The sequence below is a fragment of the Streptomyces roseofulvus genome (assembly GCF_039534915.1).
Lineage (GTDB): Bacteria > Actinomycetota > Actinomycetes > Streptomycetales > Streptomycetaceae > Streptomyces > Streptomyces roseofulvus.
This window is the reverse complement of record NZ_BAAAWE010000001.1, coordinates 4,266,524-4,285,198: the sequence shown is the minus strand read 5'-3', so window position 1 is coordinate 4,285,198 and position 18,675 is coordinate 4,266,524. Positions and strand designations below refer to the sequence as shown.

The following is an 18,675-nucleotide window of genomic DNA, read 5'->3' as shown; positions in this document are numbered from 1 at the left end:
CCTCGTCCGTGTCGCGAGCGCCGGCTGTCGCCGCGCGCGGCGACCCGTGCCGGGCGGGACCTGTTCTGGCGGGTGCGGGGCGAGCGGGCGCTGCGCGACACCCGTGAGGCAGGCCCGGCTGGCCGGGCTGCGGGCCGCGTGGGAGCGGATCGACGCGGGGCTGCTGCGCTACTGAGCCCGCTCCGCCCGGGCCGTGAGGCCCTCGCCGCCGCCGTCGGTGAGCGTCAGGGTCCGGTGCTCGACCCGGTAGGAGAGGGGGCCGTCGAGGAGCTCGTAGAGCTTCGTCTCCAGCGCCATCTGCGGGCCGGTGCACATCATCCGGGTCGTCGCGGCCGGGCCGTCGACGGTGAGGGTGCCGGCCTTCTCGTCGACCGTCGCGGTCGCGGAGAAGCCGTTGCAGCCGAGGTTGCCGGTGACCTCGCCGTCCGCGCCGATCACCAGGCGCGCCTTGTCCTCCGCGCCGGCCGGGAGGGAGGCGGCGGAGTCCTGGGAGACCAGGCCGTCGACCTTCCAGACGGTGCCGCGGAGCGGGGCGGACGGTTCGGCGGTCAGCTCGACCTGCCGCTTGCCGTCCGCGGAGGCGAGGGTGAGCGCGCCGTCCTTCAGGGTGCCCTTCAGCGGTCCCGTGAAGGCGGCGAGGAAGGCGGCCTCGAAGCGCTGCGGGTCATCGGGGCAGCCCCGCTCGGTGACCTCCTCCGAGGTGACGGTGACGGTGGCGCCGTCCACGGCGAAGGACGCGCCGAAGTGGTTGCAGCCGGTGTCGCCCTGCGCGCGGCCCCGGTCGGTGAAGTCGACCCGGGCACCGTCGGGGGCGGTCGACCGGCCGCCGTCGACGGTGACCGCGTCGACGGTCCAGTGGGTGCCGGAGAGCGGCAGGTCGGGATCGCCCGCGCCGCCGCCCGCGTCCGCCTGCTGGGCGCAGGCGGTGAGAGCGGCGAGCAGAGCGGTGGCGGCGGCGAGGGTGGTGCAGCGCGGCGTCGGCATGCCGGTGGGACGCGGCCGGCCCGTAACGGGTTCCCTCCGACGGGGCAGGAGACGGGCTAGCCCATGACCGGCAGCAGCGCCGCCAGGTCGGCCCGCTCGCCGCTGGCGGCGATCCGGGCCGCGTCCAGCTCGGTGGCCCAGTCGGTCCGCCCGGTGGCGAGGCGGATCCACGTCAGCGGGTCCGTCTCGACGACGTTCGGCGGGGTGCCCCGGGTGTGCCGGGGGCCCTCCACGCACTGCACCACCGCGTACGGCGGGATCCGCACCTCGACCGAGCCGCCGGGGGCCTTCACGGCGAGGGCGTCGGCGAGCAACCGGGTGCAGGCGGCGAGCGCCTGCCGGTCGTACGGGATCTCCGTCCCGGTCGCCGCGGCCAGGTCGTCGGTGTGGACGACCAGCTCGACGGTGCGGGTGACGAGGAAGTCGGCGAGGGTCATGGCGCCGAACCGGGTCGGGACGAGCCGCTCGCCGTCCGCGCCGGCCGACGCCTTCGCGAAGTCGTCCGCCACGCGCGCGTACAGCCCGGGCAGGTCGGCGGTGTCCAGGCCCCGGACGTCCTCGTCGATCCGCGCGGCGGCGGTGGCGGTGGCCAGGGGCCAGTCCAGGAGGACGAGCTCGCGGCGGGCGGGCTCCGGGCCTTCGAGGCCGCGGACGACCGAGCCGAGCGCCATCGTCACGTGCCCGGCCAGCTCCCGTACGGTCCACTCCCCCAGCCGGGTGGGCCCGTCGAGGGCTTCCGGCGCCAGGGCGAGGACCGCGTCCCGTACGTGCCCGAACTGGGCGGTGACGGCGGCACGGATCTTGGCGGGGTCGTAGCTGCGGGCGCGTTTCCTGGCGGGTGGCATGGGCCGAGGCTAACGCCGAGACTTGAAGGAGGGGGCCGAACCCTCACGAAAGGCAGTGGCGGGACCATGACCCATCACGAGCACCCCGACGCGGCTCTGGTGCGCCGAGGGTACGAGGCGTTCACCGCCGGCGACATGGAGACGCTCGCCTCCCTCATGACCGGCGACTGCACGCACCACTCGCCCGGCGAGAGCCAGATGTCCGGGCACTTCAAGGGACGCGACAACATCCTGGCCCACTACGGGAAGCTCATGGAGCTGACCGACGGCACCTTCCGCGTGGAGCTCAAGGGCATCTACCCGGACGGCAGGGGCCACGCCATGTCCGTCCACCGGTGGCACGCCGACCGGGGTGACCGGGGCATCGAGATGGACGGCGGCCTCTGGTTCACGATGATCGGCGAGAAGATCACCGACATCGACGAGTGCGTCGCGGACATCACCGAGTCCGACGCCTTCTGGGGCCCCGCGGAGTGAACGCGCACGGCCCCCGTCCCGAGGACGGGGGCCGTTTCACGTGAAACGTCAGGCCAGCAGGCCCGGGATGGTCGCCTCGTGCGCCTCGCGCAGCTCCGTGAGGGAGAGCGTGAACTCGCCCTGCACGTCGACCGCGTCGCCGTCGACGACACCGATGCGGGTCGCCGGCAGGCCGCGGGCGCCGCACATGTCGGTGAAGCGGAGCTCCTCGCTGCGCGGGACGGCGACGACCGCACGGCCGGCCGACTCGCTGAAGAGGAACGTGAAGGCGTCCAGGCCCTCCGGGACGACCAGGCGCGCGCCGTTCCCGCCGCGCAGGCAGGACTCGACGACCGCCTGCACGAGGCCGCCGTCGGAGAGGTCGTGCGCCGCGTCGATCATGCCGTCGCGGGAGGCCGAGATGAGGATCTCGCCGAGCAGCTTCTCGCGGTCGAGGTCCACGGCCGGCGGCATGCCACCGAGGTGCTGGTGGATCACCTCGGACCAGGCCGAGCCGCCGAACTCCTCCTTGGTGTCGCCGAGCAGGTAGAGGAGCTGGCCCTCTTCCGCGAAGGCGATCGGGGTGCGGCGGTTGACGTCGTCGATCACACCGAGGACGGCCACGACGGGCGTCGGGTGGATGGCGACCTCACCGGTCTGGTTGTACAGCGACACGTTGCCGCCGGTGACCGGGGTGCCCAGCTGCAGGCAGCCGTCCGCGAGACCACGGGTGGCCTCGGCGAACTGCCACATGACGGCCGGGTCCTCGGGCGAACCGAAGTTCAGGCAGTCCGAGATGGCGAGCGGCTTGGCGCCGGAGGCGGCCACGTTGCGGTACGCCTCCGCCAGCGCGAGCTGCGCGCCGGTGTACGGGTCGAGCTTGGCGTAGCGGCCGTTGCCGTCGGTCGCCATGGCCACGCCGAGGTTGCTCTCCTCGTCGATGCGGACCATGCCGGCGTCCTCGGGCTGGGCCAGGACGGTGTTGCCCTGCACGAACCGGTCGTACTGGTCCGTGATCCAGGACTTCGACGCCTGGTTGGGCGAGGAGACGAGCTTCAGGACCTGGTCCTTCAGCTCGGCGCCGTTCTGCGGCCGGGGCAGCTTGCCGGCGTCGTCGGCCTGGAGGGCGTCCTGCCACTCCGGGCGGGCGTACGGCCGGTTGTAGACCGGGCCCTCGTGGGCGACCGTGCGCGGCGGGACGTCGACGATCTGCTCGCCGTGCCAGAAGATCTCCAGGCGCTCGCCCTCGGTGACCTCACCGATGACGACGGCGATGACGTCCCACTTCTCGCAGATCTCCAGGAAGCGGTCGACGTGCTGGGGCTCGACGATCGCGCACATGCGCTCCTGCGACTCGCTCATGAGGATCTCCTCGGGCGAGAGCGTCGCGTCGCGCAGGTGCACCTTCTCCAGGTCGACCCGCATGCCGCCGGAGCCGGCCGAGGCCAGCTCGGAGGTGGCGCAGGAGAGCCCGGCGCCGCCGAGGTCCTGGATGCCGGCGACCAGCTTCTCCTTGAAGATCTCCAGGGTGCACTCGATGAGGAGCTTCTCCTGGAAGGGGTCGCCGACCTGGACGGCGGGGCGCTTGGCCGGCTTGGTGTCGTCGAAGGTCTCGGACGCGAGGACCGAGACGCCGCCGATGCCGTCGCCGCCGGTGCGGGCGCCGTAGAGGATGACCTTGTTGCCGGGGCCGGAGGCCTTGGCGAGGTGGATGTCCTCGTGCTTCATCACGCCGATGCAGCCGGCGTTGACCAGCGGGTTGCCCTGGTAGCAGGAGTCGAAGACGACCTCGCCGCCGATGTTGGGCAGGCCCAGGCAGTTGCCGTAGCCGCCGATGCCGGCGACGACACCGGGCAGCACGCGCTTGGTGTCGGGGTGGTCGGCCGCGCCGAAGCGGAGCGGGTCGACGACCGCGACCGGGCGGGCGCCCATGGCGAGGATGTCGCGGACGATGCCGCCGACGCCGGTGGCCGCGCCCTGGTAGGGCTCGATGTACGAGGGGTGGTTGTGCGACTCGACCTTGAAGGTGACCGCGTACCCCTGGCCCACGTCGACGACGCCGGCGTTCTCGCCGATGCCGACGAGCATGGCGTCGTTCTCGGGGGTCTTCTCGCCGAACTGCTTCAGGTGGACCTTGCTGCTCTTGTAGGAGCAGTGCTCGGACCACATGACGGAGTACATGGCGAGCTCGGCGCCGGTGGGACGGCGGCCGAGGATCTCGCGGATGCGCGCGTACTCGTCCTCCTTGAGGCCGAGCTCCTTCCAGGGCTGCTCGCTGTCCGGCGTCTCGCTCGCGTGCTTGACGGTGTCGAGGCTCATCAGGCGTTGACCAGCTTCTTGAGGATCGAGGTGAAGAAACCGAGACCGTCCGTCTTGCCGGTGCCGATCAGCGGCTCGACGGCGTGCTCGGGGTGCGGCATGAGGCCGACCACGTTGCCCGCGGCGTTGGTGATGCCCGCGATGTCGCGGAGCGAGCCGTTGGGGTTCATGTCCAGGTAGCGGAAGGCCACCCGCCCCTCGGCCTCCAGCTCGTCGAGCGTGCGCTCGTCGGCGACGTACCGGCCGTCCATGTTCTTGAGCGGGACCTCGATCTCCTGGCCCTCGGTGTAGTCCGAGGTCCAGGCGGTCTCCGCGTTCTCCACCCGCAGCTTCTGGTCGCGGCAGATGAAGTGGAGGTGGTTGTTGCGGAGCATCGCGCCCGGCAGCAGGTGGGCCTCGGTGAGGATCTGGAAGCCGTTGCAGATGCCGAGGACCGGCATGCCGGCCTTCGCCTGCTCGATGATGGTCTCCATCACCGGCGAGAAGCGCGAGATGGCGCCGGCCCGCAGGTAGTCGCCGTAGGAGAAACCGCCGGCGAGGACCACGGCGTCGACCTGCTTGAGGTCCTTGTCGCGGTGCCACAGCGAGACCGGCTCGGCGCCCGCGAGGCGGGCGGCGCGCAGCGCGTCCTGGTCGTCGAGCGTGCCGGGGAAGGTGACGACGCCGATGCGAGCGGTCACGACTCGACCTTCACGACGAAGTCTTCGATCACGGTGTTGGCGAGGAAGGTTTCGGCCATCTCATGGATGCGGGCGAGGGCGGCGTCGTCGACCGGTCCCTCCACCTCCAGCTCGAAGCGCTTCCCCTGACGGACGTCGGCGATCCCGGCGAACCCGAGGCGGGGCAGTGCACGCTGCACCGCCTGTCCCTGCGGGTCGAGGATCTCCGGCTTGAGCATGACGTCGACTACGACGCGTGCCACTGGCACTCCCGGTGGTGTGTTGCGTGGGCGGTTCCCTCAGCGTACCTGCCTCCAAATTCTACGCGGGTAGAGATCTGAAGGATCCTACAAATGCCCAGGCCGGAAGCCGCCCGCCGCGCAGATCCACTCCAAAGCCCCGCCACACCCCGCCGCACATGAAATGCGAGTGAAAAATTGCGTGCCCCTTTGCTCCGGGACACGCTGAGACAATTGACGGGGCTTCACAATGCGACGCCCGTCGCTGTACAAAGGAATCCAGAGGGAATCAGTATTGTCCCCGGGCAGCCAGCGGCCTGGTGTCATCGCACGTCAGAGGCGCACCCATAGCCGTTGACAGGTGACGGGCCACAGGAAAGGACCGATATCCGTGGCGCAGCGAGTGGTGGTCACCCTCTCCGACGACATCGACGGCGGAGAAGCGGCGGAAACGGTCGCGTTCGGGCTCGACGGGAAGATGTACGAGATCGACCTGAATGCTGCCAATGCAAAGAAACTCCGCAAGGCCCTCGCGCCCTACCTCGCGGCCGGGCGGAAGCAGACGGGCAAGCAGGCGTCCGGTGTGACCGGAACCACCGCCCCGTACAAGCACACGGCCCTCGCCCCCGACCCGGCGGCGGTCCGCGCCTGGGCGCAGTCCAACAAGATGGACGTGCCGGCCCGGGGCCGCATCCCCAAGCGGGTCTACGAGGCCTTCCGCGAGGCGAGCTGACCGCCGCCGGCGAGGGCGGGCGGAACGGATTTGCGTTCCACCCCCCTTGATCGGCTAGAGTCTGGATCACGCCGAGGGGCGAGGCCGAAAAGCCGAGTCCCCAGCAGCGTGCGGGTGTAGTTCAGTAGTAGAACGTCCCCCTTCCAGGGGGAAGGCGCAGTGTGCGATCCCTGTCACCCGCTCTGCATCACGGTTACCGACCACTCCGGTGGATCAGGTAGAGTGGTGCTCGCACCGAGCGGTGAAAGCCGGTCGGGAGCAATGCGGACGTGGCTCAGTTGGTAGAGCATCACCTTGCCAAGGTGAGGGTCGCGAGTTCGAATCTCGTCGTCCGCTCAGGGAGAAGGCCCCGGTTCTCAAGAACCGGGGCCTTCCGCGTTTCCGGACACCGGCCATGACATTTGTCAGTCGGGGTGATGACAGCGCGCACTGCCCTCCGCCGCGTACCGGCGGAAGGCTGGAGCCATGACTCACGCGATCGAGGCGACCGACCTGCGCCGCACCTACGCCGGCGGCTTCGAGGCGGTGCGCGGCCTCTCCCTCTCGGTGACCCGGGGCGAGATCTTCGCCCTCCTCGGCACCAACGGCGCCGGCAAGACCTCCACCGTCGAACTGCTGGAGGGCCTCGCCGCCCCGACCGGCGGCACCGCGCGCGTCCTCGGTCACGACCCGTACCGCGAACGCGCCGTCGTCCGCCCCCGCATCGGCGTCATGCTCCAGGAGGGCGGCTTCCCCTCCGACCTCACCGTGGCCGAGACCGTACGCATGTGGGCCGGCTGCACCAGCGGCGCCCGGCCCGCCGCCGAGGCGCTCGGCGCCGTCGGCCTCACCGGACGCGAGAAGGTGCGGATCAAGCAGCTGTCCGGCGGCGAGCGCCGCCGCCTCGACCTCGCCTGCGCCCTCCTCGGCCGCCCCGAGGTGCTCTTCCTCGACGAACCCACCACCGGGCTCGACGCCGAGGGCCGCCGCGACACCTGGGAACTCGTCCGCGCCCTGCGCGACCAGGGCACCACCGTCCTCCTCACCACGCACTACCTGGAGGAGGCCGAGACCCTCGCCGACCGGCTCGCGATCATGCACCGCGGCCGGATCGTCCTCTCCGGCACCCCCGCCGAGGTCACCGCCGCCCAGCCCGCCCGGATCCGCTTCGCCCTCCCGGACGGCGTGCCCGCCGCCCGGCTGCCGCTCGCGCTGAGGGCCGCCGAGGACGGCGACCGGATCGAGATCCGCACCCACGCCCTCCAGGACGACCTCACCGCCCTCCTCGACTGGGCCCGCGACCACGGCGTCCGGCTCGACGGACTCGACGCCCGCTCCGCCTCCCTCGAAGAGGCGTTCCTCGACATCGCCTCCCGCACGGAGGACGCCCCGGCCGACCCGAAGGAGACCGTGACCCGATGAGTACGACGACCGCCCCCGCCGGCCGCCCGTCCACCACCCTCACCCGGCTCGCCGCCCTCGGCCGGGCCGAACTCACCCTCCTCGGCCGCAACCGCAACAACCTCTTCATCGCGGCCGCCATGCCGCTGCTGATGATCTTCCTGCTGCGTTCCTCCCTCAAGGGCGTCGACGAGGCCACCCTCGGCATCTCCCTCGGCGCCGCCACCCTCATCGGCGGCACCGGCATGGTCCTGCTGCTCGTCGTCTACATGAGCCTCACCTCCAGCCTCGTCGCCCGCCGCGAGGAACTCGTCCTCAAGCGGCTGCGCACCGGCGAGGCCACCGACCCCGAGATCCTCGCCGGCGCCGCGCTGCCCGCCACCGCCATCGCCCTCGCCCAGTGCGCGATCCTCACCGTCGCCGGCTTCACCCTGCTCGACATCGACGCCCCGGCCCGCCCCGACCTGCTCCTCCTCGGTCTCGCCGCCGCGATCGCGCTGCTCGCCGGGCTCGCCGCCGTCACCACCACGATCACCCGCACCGTCGAGAGCGCCGGCCTCACCACCCTGCCGCTCTTCCTCGTCTCCTCCTTCGGCTCCGGCCTCTTCGTCCCCCGCGACGCCCTGCCCGACCTCGCCGCCGACCTCGCCCAGCTGCTCCCGCTCAGCGGCGTCATGGAGTTCGTCCGGGCCGGCTGGCTCGGCACCGCCCACGCGGGCAGCCTGCTCACCGCCGCGCTCAATACAGTGGCCTGGGGCGTCCTGACGGGGTGGGCGGTCCGCCACTGGTTCCGCTGGGAGCCGCGGCGCTAGGGCGGGACCGGAGGGGAGACGGGGACGGATGTCCGCGATGACGGGGTGGTGGTCACGGCGCAGCGTCGCCGGGAAGGTCGAGCTGTACACGCGCTGGACCTTCCACCTCTTCGTACCGATCGAGCTGTTCGCCTTCGGGGGCATCCCGCTCTCCCGGTCCGCCGACAGCCCGCTGTCCACCGCCGGTGCCGTCGGGCTCTGCCTGTGGGTCCTCGTCCACGCGCTGCTCTGCGGGTTCCTCGCCTCCCGGAGCCTCGACCACACCACGGGCGTCCGGCCCCGGCCCGTCCGGCTCGCGACCGGCGTCTCCGCCGCGACCGCGACCGGCAATCTGGCCGTCGTCGTGCTGTGGACGACCGGGGCGCTGCCCGACGCCTCCGTGAACGCGAGCGTGATCGTCGGCACCGCCGTCTTCACCGTGGGCACGCTCGCCCTCTGCGTCGACGGCGTCCGGCGGATGCTGTACGTGGCCCTCGGCGCCGGGCTCGTCACCGCGCTGCCCGTCGTCCTGCTCGGCCACGGCCTGCTGCCCGGCGCCGCCACCGTCGTCGCCGTCGCCGTCGGCGGCTGCGGGACCGCCGGCGCCTGTGGCTTCTCCTCCTGGCTGCTCGGCGTCGTCCAGGAGCTGGAGCGCTCCCGCGACCTGAAGGCCCGGCTCGCCGTCGCCGAGGAACGGCTCCGCTTCGGCCGCGACCTGCACGACGTCATGGGCCGCAACCTCTCGGTGATCGCGCTCAAGAGCGAGCTGGCCGTCCAGCTCACCCGGCGCGGCCGGCCCGAGGGCGTGGACCAGATGGTCGAGGTCCAGCGGATCGCCCAGGAGTCGCAGCGGGAGGTCCGGGAGGTCGTCCGCGGCTACCGGGAGGCCGATCTGCGGGTCGAGCTGGAGGGAGCCCGGGGCGTCCTCGACGCCGCCGGCATCGACTGCGCCGTCGACGCCCCCGCCGTCGAGCTGCCCTCCGGGGTGCAGTCCGCGCTCGGCTGGGTCGTCCGCGAGACCACCACCAACGTGCTGCGGCACGGCGACCCCCGCCGCTGCGCGATCGCCCTGCGGCGCACGGCGGACGGGGTGCTGCTGACCGTCGAGAACGACGGCGCCGCCGTCCGGGACGGTGCCGCCGCCCCCGGCCGCACCGGCTCCGGCCTCGCCGGGCTGCGCGAACGGCTCGGGGCGGTGGGCGGCACCCTGGAGGCCGGGTTCGTGGACCCGCACTCCTTCCGCGTCACCGCCCGGGTGCCGCTGGCCGTGCCGGAGCAGACCGGTACCCGACAGGAGAGGGAGACGGTCGCGTGACCGAGCCCGTACGCGTGCTGCTCGCCGACGACGAGCACCTGATCCGGGGCGCGCTCGCCGCCCTGCTGGCCCTGGAGGACGACCTGGTCGTCGTCGCCGAGGCGGCGACCGGCCCCGAGGCGCTGGCCATGGCCCGCGCCCACCGGCCCGACGTCGCCGTCCTCGATCTGCAGATGCCGGGGGCGGACGGTGTGACGGTGGCCACATCGATCCGGGACGAACTCCCGGACTGCCGCACGATGATCGTGACCAGTCACGGCCGTCCCGGCCACCTCAAGCGGGCCCTCGCGGCGGGCGTCCGCGGCTTCGCCCCGAAGACCGTCAGCGCCCAGCGGCTGGCCGAGCTGATCCGTACCGTCCACGCCGGAAACCGTTACGTGGACCCGGAGTTGGCGGCCGACGCGATCGCCGCCGGCGACTCCCCGCTGACCGCCCGCGAGGCCGAGGTGCTCGAACTCGCCGCCGACGGCGCCCCCGTCACGGAGATCGCCCGGCGGGCCGCCCTCTCCCCCGGGACGGTCCGGAACTACCTCTCCTCCGCCGCCGCGAAGCTCGGTGCGGAGAACCGTCACGCGGCAGTGCGTCTCGCGCGGTCGAAAGGTTGGGTATAGTTAGCAGCGCGCTACGGCGCAGGCGGACGTGGCTCAGTTGGTAGAGCATCACCTTGCCAAGGTGAGGGTCGCGAGTTCGAATCTCGTCGTCCGCTCAGCGTGAAGGCCCCGGTTCTCAGGAACCGGGGCCTTCTTCGTGTGCGCGCGACCGGCGCGCCGGAGCCGTACGGGCCCCGGGAGGGGACCCGTACGGCTCGGCCCGGCTAGAAGCTGTCGGACCAGGACCTGCCGGTCAGCAGCTCGTACGCCTCCAGGTACTTGGCGCGGGTCGCGTCCACGATCTCCTGCGGGAGGGCCGGCGGCGGCTGCTCGCTCTTCCGGTCCCAGCCGGAGGCCGGGGAGGTCAGCCAGTCCCGGACGAACTGCTTGTCGTAGGAGGGCTGGGCGCGGCCCGGCTGCCACTGGTCGGCCGGCCAGAAGCGGGAGGAGTCCGGCGTGAGCACCTCGTCGGCGAGGACGAGGGTCCCGCCCTCGAAGCCGAACTCGAACTTGGTGTCGGCCAGGATGATCCCGCGCTCGCGGGCGATGTCCCGGGCCCGGCCGTAGACGGCGAGGGTGGTCTGGCGCAGCAGGGCGGCGGTCTCGGCGCCGACCTGGCGGGCCACCTCCTCGTACGACACGTTCTCGTCGTGGTCGCCGACGGCGGCCTTGGTCGCCGGGGTGAAGATCGGCGCGGGCAGCTCGGAGCCGTCGGTCAGCCCCTCGGGAAGCGCGAGGCCGCAGACCGTGCGCGACTCGTCGTACTCGACCAGGCCGGAGCCGGTCAGGTAGCCGCGGGCGACGCACTCGACCGGGACCATGTCCAGGGACTTGCAGATCAGGGTCCGGCCCGCCCAGTCGGCGGGGGCGCCGGCCGGCAGCTCGGTGGAGAGCACGTGGTTCGGGGCCAGGTCGGAGAGCTGGTCGAACCACCACAGCGAGAGCTGGGTGAGGACGCGGCCCTTGTCCGGGATCTCGGTGGGCAGGACCCAGTCGTACGCGGACATGCGGTCGCTCGCCACCATCACGAGCTCGCCGGCCTCGTTCCGGTACAGGTCGCGCACCTTGCCCGTGTGCAGGTGGGTCAGGCCCGGAACCTCGACGGGCTCGGGCTTTTCTACGAATCCGGACACGGTTCCTCCGCGTAGGTTGATCCAGGAACGGTCCGATTCTCTCGCACGCGCGAGCGGGCCCGCCGACCGGGGCGGGCTCGCCCCGGTCAGTCCCTCTTACAGATGCGGTCGAGAAGGTTGGCGGTGGCGCGCTGCACCCGGGGGTCCACATGGCCCGGCCGGTCCAGCGCCGGCGACCAGGCGAAGGTGCCGGAAGCGAAGACCCAGGCGCCCGACGGCGCCCGGTAGAGGCTGGTCTCCTGGTGGCGCAGCACGCCCTCGCCGTCCCGGTAGGGCGAGTGGGCGAGCAGGATGCGGCTCTCGTGCTCGGGGAGCGGGGTGCGCGGGAAGTAGCGGTCCGCCTCGCCGGCGACCAGGCCGGGCAGCTCGTCGCCGTCGCCGGCGCCGGTCGCCTCCCAGAGCCAGTGCTCCGCGTTCCGCACGACGAGCGGGTGCGGTTCGGGCACCCGGCCGGCGTACTGGATGCCGAGGAGCTGCTGCTCGGGGCGGTCCACCTCGCGCCAGAGGGCGGGGCGGCCGGGGCCCCGGCGCTTCCGGCAGGTGAGGAGCCGGTCCGGCACGCCGGACGGCGAGGGGCCCAGCTCCACGTGCCAGTACATGGTGTTGGCGGAGAGGAAGACCAGGGAGGTGCCCTGGTCGCGGGCCCGCTCGGCGGCCTTCCGCATCGGCGCCGACCAGTACTCGTCGTGGCCGGGGAAGACCAGGCCCCGGTAGCGGGTCGGGTCGATCCGGCCCGCGTGCAGGTCGCGGGTCTCCGCGTAGGCCAGGTCGTAGCCGTACCGCTCCGCCCAGCGGATGAAGTCGTAGGCGTGCCCCACGTGCAGGGGCAGGCCCGCGCCCGCGTACGGCCGGTCGAAGGAGACGGTGATCGCCGCCTCCTCCTCGCCGAGCAGCCGGCCCTCCTCGTCCCAGGCGTGGTACAGGCTGGCGCCGGTGCGCCCGTCCTCCGGGTAGAGGTTGTACGCCTGCCAGGTCACGTCCGGGAGGACGAGCAGCAGGTCCGCCGGGTGGGAGTCGCGGACCGTGAAGGGGATGTGGGAGCGGTAGCCGTCGGCGGTCGTGAGGACGGCGACGTACGCGCCGATCGACCAGTAGCTGGGGACCTGGAGCCGCCAGGACTGCCACCAGTGGTGGCAGGAGACCGTGCGGTCGGCGGTGAGCGGCGGGGGCTGGACGATGCCGGAGAGCCGCGGGCTGGTGGTGATCTTCGCGGCTCCGTCGCCGCCGTAGTGCCCGATCCGGTAGACGTCGACCGAGAACGGCTGCGGCGGGTCGACCGTGACGTGGAAGTCGATCGACTCGCCGGGCGCCACGGCGCCGCCGGAGGCGAAGCCCTTGATCTGGCGGCGTACGTCGTCGGCGGTGCGGGGCCCGCCCGCGCCGCCGCCGGCCAGCGTCTCGTCCGCGTACCAGGGCACCATCTGGCCCGTGTCGTCGAAGTAGTTCTCCGAACCGCGCAGCCAGGGCAGTGGGCCCTGGCCGAAGGGATCGGAGACCGCGTGCGCGAGCGCGCCCGACTCCCAGCGTCTGATCTGCTCCGCCCCCATGGCGCCCCTCCTTCGACTCCCCCGGTCAGTGCCGCGGGCCCCTGCCCGCGGATGGTGCCTCTGTCAGTGCCGGTCTCCAGCACATCACATAACGCACGCGGTCCGTCACCGTTCGTCGTGAAATCGTTGCAGGTGGAACACGACGCTCCGGTAGGGCGGCCCGAGGCCGGGCTCTCCGGGGCGGGGTCAGAGGAGCCGGACGGGCTTCTCGGGGCGGACGCCGGTCGTGCTGAGCCAGGCCCGCAGCGGCGCCGGGTCGCCCTCCTCGACCAGGGCCAGCACGCGCGGCCCGAGGTCCGCCGCCCGCTCGCCGCCGACGAGCAGCGCGGGCCCGTCGAGCCAGTCCAGGCCGGGCGCGGCGCCGGTGGAGTCGACGGCGGCGCAGCAGACCAGCGCGGTCACGTGGTCGGCGAGCAGGTCCCGGCCGGTGCGGGGCGGGAGCAGCGGACAGAGCGGCCAGGGCCCGTCGGGGCCGGTGAAGCCGGCGATGCCCCCGCCGGCCGGCGCGGCGGCCGCGGCCCGGGCCTCGCGCTGGGCCTCCTCGCGCGCCACCTGGGCGCTGAGCGCGGCGGCGAGCGCGTCGGCGGCGGGGTTGCCGACCTCGTCGTCGTCCGCCTCCCCGGCGGTGTCCGGGAAGACGGCGGGGAGGTCGTCGGGCTTCTCCGGCGCGGCGCTCGGGGCCGGGGCCGTCAGATGGGTGAGGACCCGGCTGAGGGTCGGCCCCTCGGCGGTGCGGGGGCCGCTGCCCGTCCCCAGCCGGTCGAGGACGTCGTGGAGGCGGGCCGCCTCCACGCGCCACTTCCGGTCGACGACCTCCTCCGGGTACCGGCTCCACTCGACCGGCGCCCAGTCCGGGCCCGGCTCGGCCGGGCCGCCGTGGAAGAGCCGGGCGGCGAGCAGCGAGGCGGCCTCGTCGACGGCGCCGGGCTCCTCCAGGAGGTCGCAGGCGGGGCGCTCGCCGAGCCGGGAGGAGAAGCCCTCCGCGAGCCGGTCGCGGTTCGACAGCTCGGTCAGCGCGGAGACCACGCCCGCGTCGAGCCCGGAGGGCCAGCGGCCCATCCGCCAGGCGGGCAGCGCGACCCGGGTGAGGAGCCGGTCCCAGCCGGCGTAGGCCAGGCCGACCTGCTCCTGGGCGACGATCCTGGCCCCGTGGTCCACGGCCTGGGCCCGCTCGGAACCGGCGGCGGCGACCCCGCGCTCCATCTCGGCGGCGTGCGTGCCGCAGGCCCGCAGCAGCAGCCGGGCCACCCGGCCGACGCCCCGGGCGCCGAGCCGGCGCAGCGCGCCGAGGCCGGGCTCGCCGGGGACGGCGACGGCCGCGTCGAGCCCGCGGACGAAGCGGCGGGCGGCGGCTATGTCGGGATCGGCGGCCGGGCCCGTACCGGCGACGACGGGGGCGAGGACCGCCCGCAGCTCGCCGACCCGCATCCACCAGAGGAACGGGGAGCCTATGACGAGGACCGGACCGGCGCCGGCGGGGACGGCCGCCCGCCCGTGCGCCGGATGGGAGCGGTCCTCCAGCCAGCTGTCGCAGTCCGGGGTGAGGGCTATCGCGGAGGGCGCGGGCACGTCGAGCCGGTCGGCCAGGTCCCGTACCAGGCGGTGCAGATCGGGGGCGGCGGCCTCGGTGAGCTCCACCGTCGGCGTCACGGCCGGGCGGGCCCGGGCGACGACGAGGGCGACGGCCGCGGCGGCGAGCAGGACGAGGACGGCGACGACGGTCACGGTCCAGCGGGCGGTGGTCCACCCCGTCCCCGTGAAGTGGCCGGTGACCTCGCCCGCGTACAGCACGACGGCGACGGCGGCGGGGAGGATCGCGGCGCCGAGCGCCCGCCCCCGGACGCGGAGGACGGCGAGGGCGCGGGAGCGCGCGGCCCGCACGCCCCACTCCTCGCCGAGGCTGCTGTCGCTGCCGCCGTTTCCGAAGCCACTGCCGGACACGCCGTACCTCACCCCCTCTCCCCGTCCAGGACGGGACTACCCGTGGTGGTGTTGCTCACTCCCCCACTGTGGCACCCGTCACCGACATCGCAATGCCGGTGGGCCAAGTGCCGGAACGCCTGCGCCGCACCCTAGTTGGGGCTTCGGCGGGCGTCATCCAGATGGCCGAGCCGTCACTCGATCGAATGGCTTTGGGTAAAGGTGGTGCCGGTGGCGCGGCCGGTCGCTTGACTTCCCGGCCGCGCCCTCGCTCCCGCGCGGGTCAGCCCTGGGCGGCCTTGAGCGCGATGTCCGTCCGGTGCTGCGCACCGTCAAGGCGGATGCGGCCGACTGCCGCGTAGGCGCGCTCGCGGGCCTGGGCCAGGTCCGAACCGGTGGCGGTGACGGAGAGGACCCGTCCGCCGGCGCTCACGACCGCGTCGCCGTCCCGCCGGGTGCCGGCGTGCAGCACGTACGCGTGCGGCGCGTCCAGCTCCGCGACCTCGGCGAGACCCTCGATGGGGTCGCCGGTGCGCGGGGTGCCCGGGTAGTTGTGCGAGGCGACGACCACCGTGACGGCGGCGTCGTCGCGCCAGGCCAGCGGCGCCTGGTCGGCGAGGGTGCCGTTGGCGGAGTGCAGCAGGACGCCCGCGAGCGGGGTCTTGAGGCGGGCCAGCACGACCTGGGTCTCGGGGTCGCCGAAGCGGGCGTTGAACTCGATGACCCGCACGCCGCGGCCGGTGATCGCCAGACCCGCGTACAGCAGGCCGGAGAAGGGGGTGCCGCGGCGGCGCAGCTCGTCGACGGTCGGCTGGAGGACGGTCTCCATGACCTCGTCGACCAGCTTCGGGTCGGCCCACGGCAGCGGCGAGTAGGCGCCCATGCCGCCGGTGTTCGGGCCCTCGTCGCCGTCGAGCGCGCGCTTGAAGTCCTGCGCGGGCTGGAGCGGGAGGACGGTGGTGCCGTCGGTGATCGCGAAGAGGGAGACCTCGGGGCCGTCCAGGTACTCCTCGATGACCACGCGGTCACAGGCCAGCGCGTGGGCGCGGGCCGCCTCGACGTCGTCGGTGACGACGACGCCCTTGCCGGCCGCGAGACCGTCGTCCTTGACGACGTACGGGGCGCCGAACGCGTCGAGGGCCTCGTCGATCTCGGCGGGGGTGGTGCAGACGTAGCTGCGGGCGGTGGGCACACCGGCGCCGGCCATGACGTCCTTCGCGAACGCCTTGGAGCCCTCCAGCTGCGCCGCTTCCCGGGAGGGGCCGAAGACCGGGATGCCGACGGCGCGGACGGCGTCGGCGACACCGGCGACGAGCGGGGCCTCCGGGCCGACGACGACCAGGTCGGCGCCGAGCTCCGTGGCGAGCGCGGCGACCGCGCCGCCGTCCAGCTGGTCGACCGGGTGCAGCTCGGCGACCTCGGCGATTCCGGCGTTGCCGGGCGCGCAGTGCAGAGCGGTGACGTCGGGATCGAGGGAGAGAGAGCGGCACAGGGCGTGTTCGCGGGCGCCGCCGCCGATGACGAGGACCTTCACGCCAGCCAGGGTAGCCGGATGGCCGGGAAGGTCCTTGTGCGGGCCACCGAGCGAGACGGCCCTAGTCGTTCGTGTATTCCTCCACAACGGTGGCGCCGAGCTCGCGCACGATCAGCTCGTGCCCGGAGAGCGCCGACTCCACGAGGTCCGGATCGTCCTCCTCCGGCACGTCGTCCTCGGGCGCCACCGGCTGCGGCTGGTGCTGCTGTACGGGGGCGGGCGCGGGCGCCGGAGCCTGTACGGGCGCGGGCGCGGCGGCCTGCGCGACGGGCGGGGCGGCCTGCGCCGGCGCGGGGGCGGGCGCCGCGGCGGGGGCGGCCGCGGGCGGGGCGGGGGGCCGGCCGCCGCCTCCGCCGAAACCGCCGCCGCCGAAGCCGCCGGCTCCGCCACCGGAGAAGTTGCCGCCACCGGAGAAGTTCCCGGCGCCCGGCGGGGGCGCGGAGCCGCCCGACGGGTCGACGATCGCCTCGACCTTCCAGTGCACGTTGAACTGCTCGGCGAGCGCGGCCTTGAGGACGTCCTCGCTGCCGCTGCTCGCGAAGTTGTCCCGCGCGCCGGCGTTGAGGAAGCCGAGCTGGAGCGTGGTGCCGTCGAACCCGGCCACCTGCGCGTTCTGGCTCAGCAGGATCCAGGTGAAGCGGCGCCGGTTCTTGACCGCTTCGAGGATGGACGGCCACATGTTCCGCACCTGGGCGGCCCCGGCGGCCATGTCCCCGGCGGGAGCCTGGCCGGCGGGCTGCGCCTGCGGCTGGGCCGGTGCCTGCGCCGGTGCCTGGACGGGAGCGGGCGCGGGCGCCGCGGTCGGCCAGCCGCCCGGGCGCGCGGCCCCGGGCCAGGCACCGGGCCGCGCGGCGTCGGCCGGGGCGGACGGCTGCGGCTGCGCCTGCGGCTGTTGCTGTACGGGGGCGGCCTGCTGCGGGGGCGGCGGCGGGGCCATCGGCGTGTGGGCCTCGGGGCCGGGGACGTACCCCATCGGCGGCGCGCCGGGCGGGGCCGGCGTGAAGACGGGCGCGGCGGCCTGCGGCGCGGCGGCGGCGGCGCCGCGCTCCAGCCGGTCGAGGCGGGCGAGCAGCGACCGCTCGTCGTCGAAGGCGGCGGGCAGCAGCACGCGCGCGCAGATCAGCTCCAGCTGGAGGCGCGGCGAGGTCGCGCCGCGCATCTCGGTCAGCCCCTCGTTGACGAGGTCGGCGGCGCGGCTCAGCTCGGCGGCGCCGAACACCGACGCCTGCGCCTGCATCCGCTCCACGACGTCGGCGGGCGCGTCGATGAGCCTCTTCTCGGCGGCGTCGGGCACGGCGGCCAGGATCACCAGGTCCCGCAGCCGCTCCAGCAGATCGGTGACGAACCGCCGGGGGTCGTTCCCGCCCTCGATGACCCGGTCGACGACCTCGAAGGCCGCGGCGCCGTCGCCCGCGGCGAACGCGTCCACGACCGAGTCCAGCAGCGAGCCGTCCGTATAACCGAGCAGCGAGGTCGCCATGGCGTACGTCACGCCGTCCTCGCCGGCACCGGCGAGGAGCTGGTCCATCACGGACATCGAGTCACGCACGGACCCGGCGCCGGCGCGCACGACGAGCGGCAGCACCCCGTCCTCGACGGGGATCCCCTCGCGCCCGCAGACGTCCCCGAGGTACTCCCGCAGCGTGCCCGGCGGCACCAGCCGGAAGGGGTAGTGGTGGGTGCGCGACCGGATGGTCCCGATGACCTTCTCGGGCTCGGTCGTCGCGAAGATGAACTTGAGGTGCTCCGGCGGCTCCTCGACCACCTTCAGCAGGGCGTTGAAGCCCGCCGAGGTGACCATGTGGGCCTCGTCGATGATGTAGATCTTGTACCGGCTGGAGGCGGGTCCGAAGAACGCCTTCTCGCGCAGGTCACGGGCGTCGTCCACACCACCGTGCGAGGCGGCGTCGATCTCGATGACGTCGATCGACCCCGGCCCGTTCCGCGCCAGGTCCCGGCAGGACTGGCACACGCCGCAGGGCGTGGGCGTCGGCCCCTGCTCGCAGTTGAGACAGCGGGCCAGGATCCGCGCGCTGGTCGTCTTGCCGCAGCCGCGCGGTCCGCTGAACAGGTACGCGTGATTGACCCGGTTGTTCCGCAGGGCCTGCTGCAACGGGTCGGTGACATGCTCCTGCCCGATGACCTCGGCGAAGGACTCGGGGCGGTAGCGGCGGTACAGCGCGAGAGACGACACGTATACGAGGTTATAGGCGCCCGCCGACAACCCGGG

General features: G+C 73.6%; 16 protein-coding genes and 3 tRNA genes. 9 read left to right on the top strand and 10 right to left on the bottom strand.

Annotated features, from left to right (window positions below; translation table 11 throughout):
• Positions 1 to 168: 168 nt before the first annotated feature.
• On the bottom strand, positions 169 to 984 hold the full coding sequence (locus tag ABFY03_RS19745; RefSeq protein ID WP_346170485.1) for an META domain-containing protein: 816 nt from the start codon (positions 982 to 984) through the stop codon (positions 169 to 171).
• Positions 985 to 1,040: 56 nt separating this feature from the next.
• Positions 1,041 to 1,829, bottom strand: a complete 789-nt coding sequence (locus ABFY03_RS19740; RefSeq protein ID WP_346170484.1) for a maleylpyruvate isomerase family mycothiol-dependent enzyme — start codon at positions 1,827 to 1,829, stop codon at positions 1,041 to 1,043.
• A 66-nt stretch (positions 1,830 to 1,895) separates the two neighbouring features.
• Here ABFY03_RS19740 and ABFY03_RS19735 point away from each other — a divergent pair, with 66 nt between their 5' ends.
• Positions 1,896 to 2,306: a nuclear transport factor 2 family protein gene (locus ABFY03_RS19735; RefSeq protein ID WP_346170483.1), complete on the top strand. Its 411-nt coding sequence runs from the start codon at positions 1,896 to 1,898 to the stop codon at positions 2,304 to 2,306.
• Between the two features lie 48 nt (positions 2,307 to 2,354).
• Here ABFY03_RS19735 and purL read toward each other — a convergent pair whose 3' ends face one another.
• Genes purL through purS form a run of 3 tightly spaced genes read right to left on the bottom strand, consistent with a single transcriptional unit; the run spans position 2,355 to position 5,526 of the window.
• The gene (purL, locus tag ABFY03_RS19730; RefSeq protein WP_346170482.1) at positions 2,355 to 4,604 is read right to left on the bottom strand and encodes a phosphoribosylformylglycinamidine synthase subunit PurL; all 2,250 of its coding nucleotides are present in this window, start codon (positions 4,602 to 4,604) and stop codon (positions 2,355 to 2,357) included.
• The gene (gene purQ / locus ABFY03_RS19725; RefSeq protein ID WP_265861196.1) at positions 4,604 to 5,284 is read right to left on the bottom strand and encodes a phosphoribosylformylglycinamidine synthase subunit PurQ; all 681 of its coding nucleotides are present in this window, start codon (positions 5,282 to 5,284) and stop codon (positions 4,604 to 4,606) included. The genes purL and purQ overlap by 1 nt, the downstream gene beginning before the upstream one ends.
• Complete coding sequence (gene purS, locus ABFY03_RS19720) at positions 5,281 to 5,526, bottom strand: phosphoribosylformylglycinamidine synthase subunit PurS (protein ID WP_015035032.1); 246 nt, start codon at positions 5,524 to 5,526, stop codon at positions 5,281 to 5,283. Before purS ends, purQ begins: the two co-directional genes overlap by 4 nt.
• A 367-nt stretch (positions 5,527 to 5,893) precedes the next feature.
• Between purS and ABFY03_RS19715 the strand changes: the two genes are divergently transcribed.
• The 8 genes from ABFY03_RS19715 to ABFY03_RS19680 all read left to right on the top strand — a co-directional run bounded on the left by ABFY03_RS19715 (position 5,894) and on the right by ABFY03_RS19680 (position 10,427).
• Entirely contained in the window at positions 5,894 to 6,235 is a 342-nt protein-coding gene (locus ABFY03_RS19715) for a histone-like nucleoid-structuring protein Lsr2 (protein WP_319011667.1), read from the top strand.
• A gap of 110 nt (positions 6,236 to 6,345) precedes the next feature.
• Positions 6,346 to 6,417: transfer RNA gene (locus ABFY03_RS19710), tRNA-Gly, on the top strand.
• Positions 6,418 to 6,498: 81 nt separating this feature from the next.
• Positions 6,499 to 6,571: transfer RNA gene (locus ABFY03_RS19705), tRNA-Gly, on the top strand.
• A 129-nt stretch (positions 6,572 to 6,700) separates the two neighbouring features.
• A complete protein-coding gene (locus ABFY03_RS19700; protein ID WP_319011666.1) occupies positions 6,701 to 7,636 on the top strand; it encodes an ABC transporter ATP-binding protein in 936 nt (311 codons plus the stop codon).
• On the top strand, positions 7,633 to 8,427 hold the full coding sequence (locus tag ABFY03_RS19695) for an ABC transporter permease (protein ID WP_319011665.1): 795 nt from the start codon (positions 7,633 to 7,635) through the stop codon (positions 8,425 to 8,427). The genes ABFY03_RS19700 and ABFY03_RS19695 overlap by 4 nt, the downstream gene beginning before the upstream one ends.
• Positions 8,428 to 8,455: 28 nt before the next feature.
• A complete protein-coding gene (locus ABFY03_RS19690) occupies positions 8,456 to 9,721 on the top strand; it encodes a sensor histidine kinase (protein ID WP_346170481.1) in 1,266 nt (421 codons plus the stop codon).
• Positions 9,718 to 10,332 carry a response regulator transcription factor gene (locus tag ABFY03_RS19685; RefSeq protein WP_031011447.1) on the top strand — a complete coding sequence of 205 codons (615 nt, stop codon included), beginning with the start codon at positions 9,718 to 9,720 and terminating at the stop codon, positions 10,330 to 10,332. Before ABFY03_RS19690 ends, ABFY03_RS19685 begins: the two co-directional genes overlap by 4 nt.
• Positions 10,333 to 10,354: 22 nt before the next feature.
• Positions 10,355 to 10,427 (top strand) — tRNA-Gly (locus ABFY03_RS19680).
• 108 nt (positions 10,428 to 10,535) lie between these two features.
• Here ABFY03_RS19680 and ABFY03_RS19675 read toward each other — a convergent pair.
• The 5 genes from ABFY03_RS19675 to ABFY03_RS19655 form a co-directional block, all read right to left on the bottom strand.
• Entirely contained in the window at positions 10,536 to 11,444 is a 909-nt protein-coding gene (locus ABFY03_RS19675; RefSeq protein ID WP_319011663.1) for a phosphoribosylaminoimidazolesuccinocarboxamide synthase, read from the bottom strand.
• 86 nt (positions 11,445 to 11,530) lie between these two features.
• The gene (locus tag ABFY03_RS19670; protein WP_319011662.1) at positions 11,531 to 12,991 is read right to left on the bottom strand and encodes a N,N-dimethylformamidase beta subunit family domain-containing protein; all 1,461 of its coding nucleotides are present in this window, start codon (positions 12,989 to 12,991) and stop codon (positions 11,531 to 11,533) included.
• Positions 12,992 to 13,177: 186 nt separating this feature from the next.
• Entirely contained in the window at positions 13,178 to 14,932 is a 1,755-nt protein-coding gene (locus ABFY03_RS19665) for a M48 family metalloprotease (RefSeq protein ID WP_346170480.1), read from the bottom strand.
• Positions 14,933 to 15,194: 262 nt separating this feature from the next.
• Positions 15,195 to 16,445, bottom strand: a complete 1,251-nt coding sequence (gene purD / locus ABFY03_RS19660; RefSeq protein WP_346170479.1) for a phosphoribosylamine--glycine ligase — start codon at positions 16,443 to 16,445, stop codon at positions 15,195 to 15,197.
• 61 nt (positions 16,446 to 16,506) lie between these two features.
• On the bottom strand, positions 16,507 to 18,639 hold the full coding sequence (locus tag ABFY03_RS19655; RefSeq protein WP_346170478.1) for a DNA polymerase III subunit gamma and tau: 2,133 nt from the start codon (positions 18,637 to 18,639) through the stop codon (positions 16,507 to 16,509).
• Positions 18,640 to 18,675 lie beyond the last annotated feature (36 nt).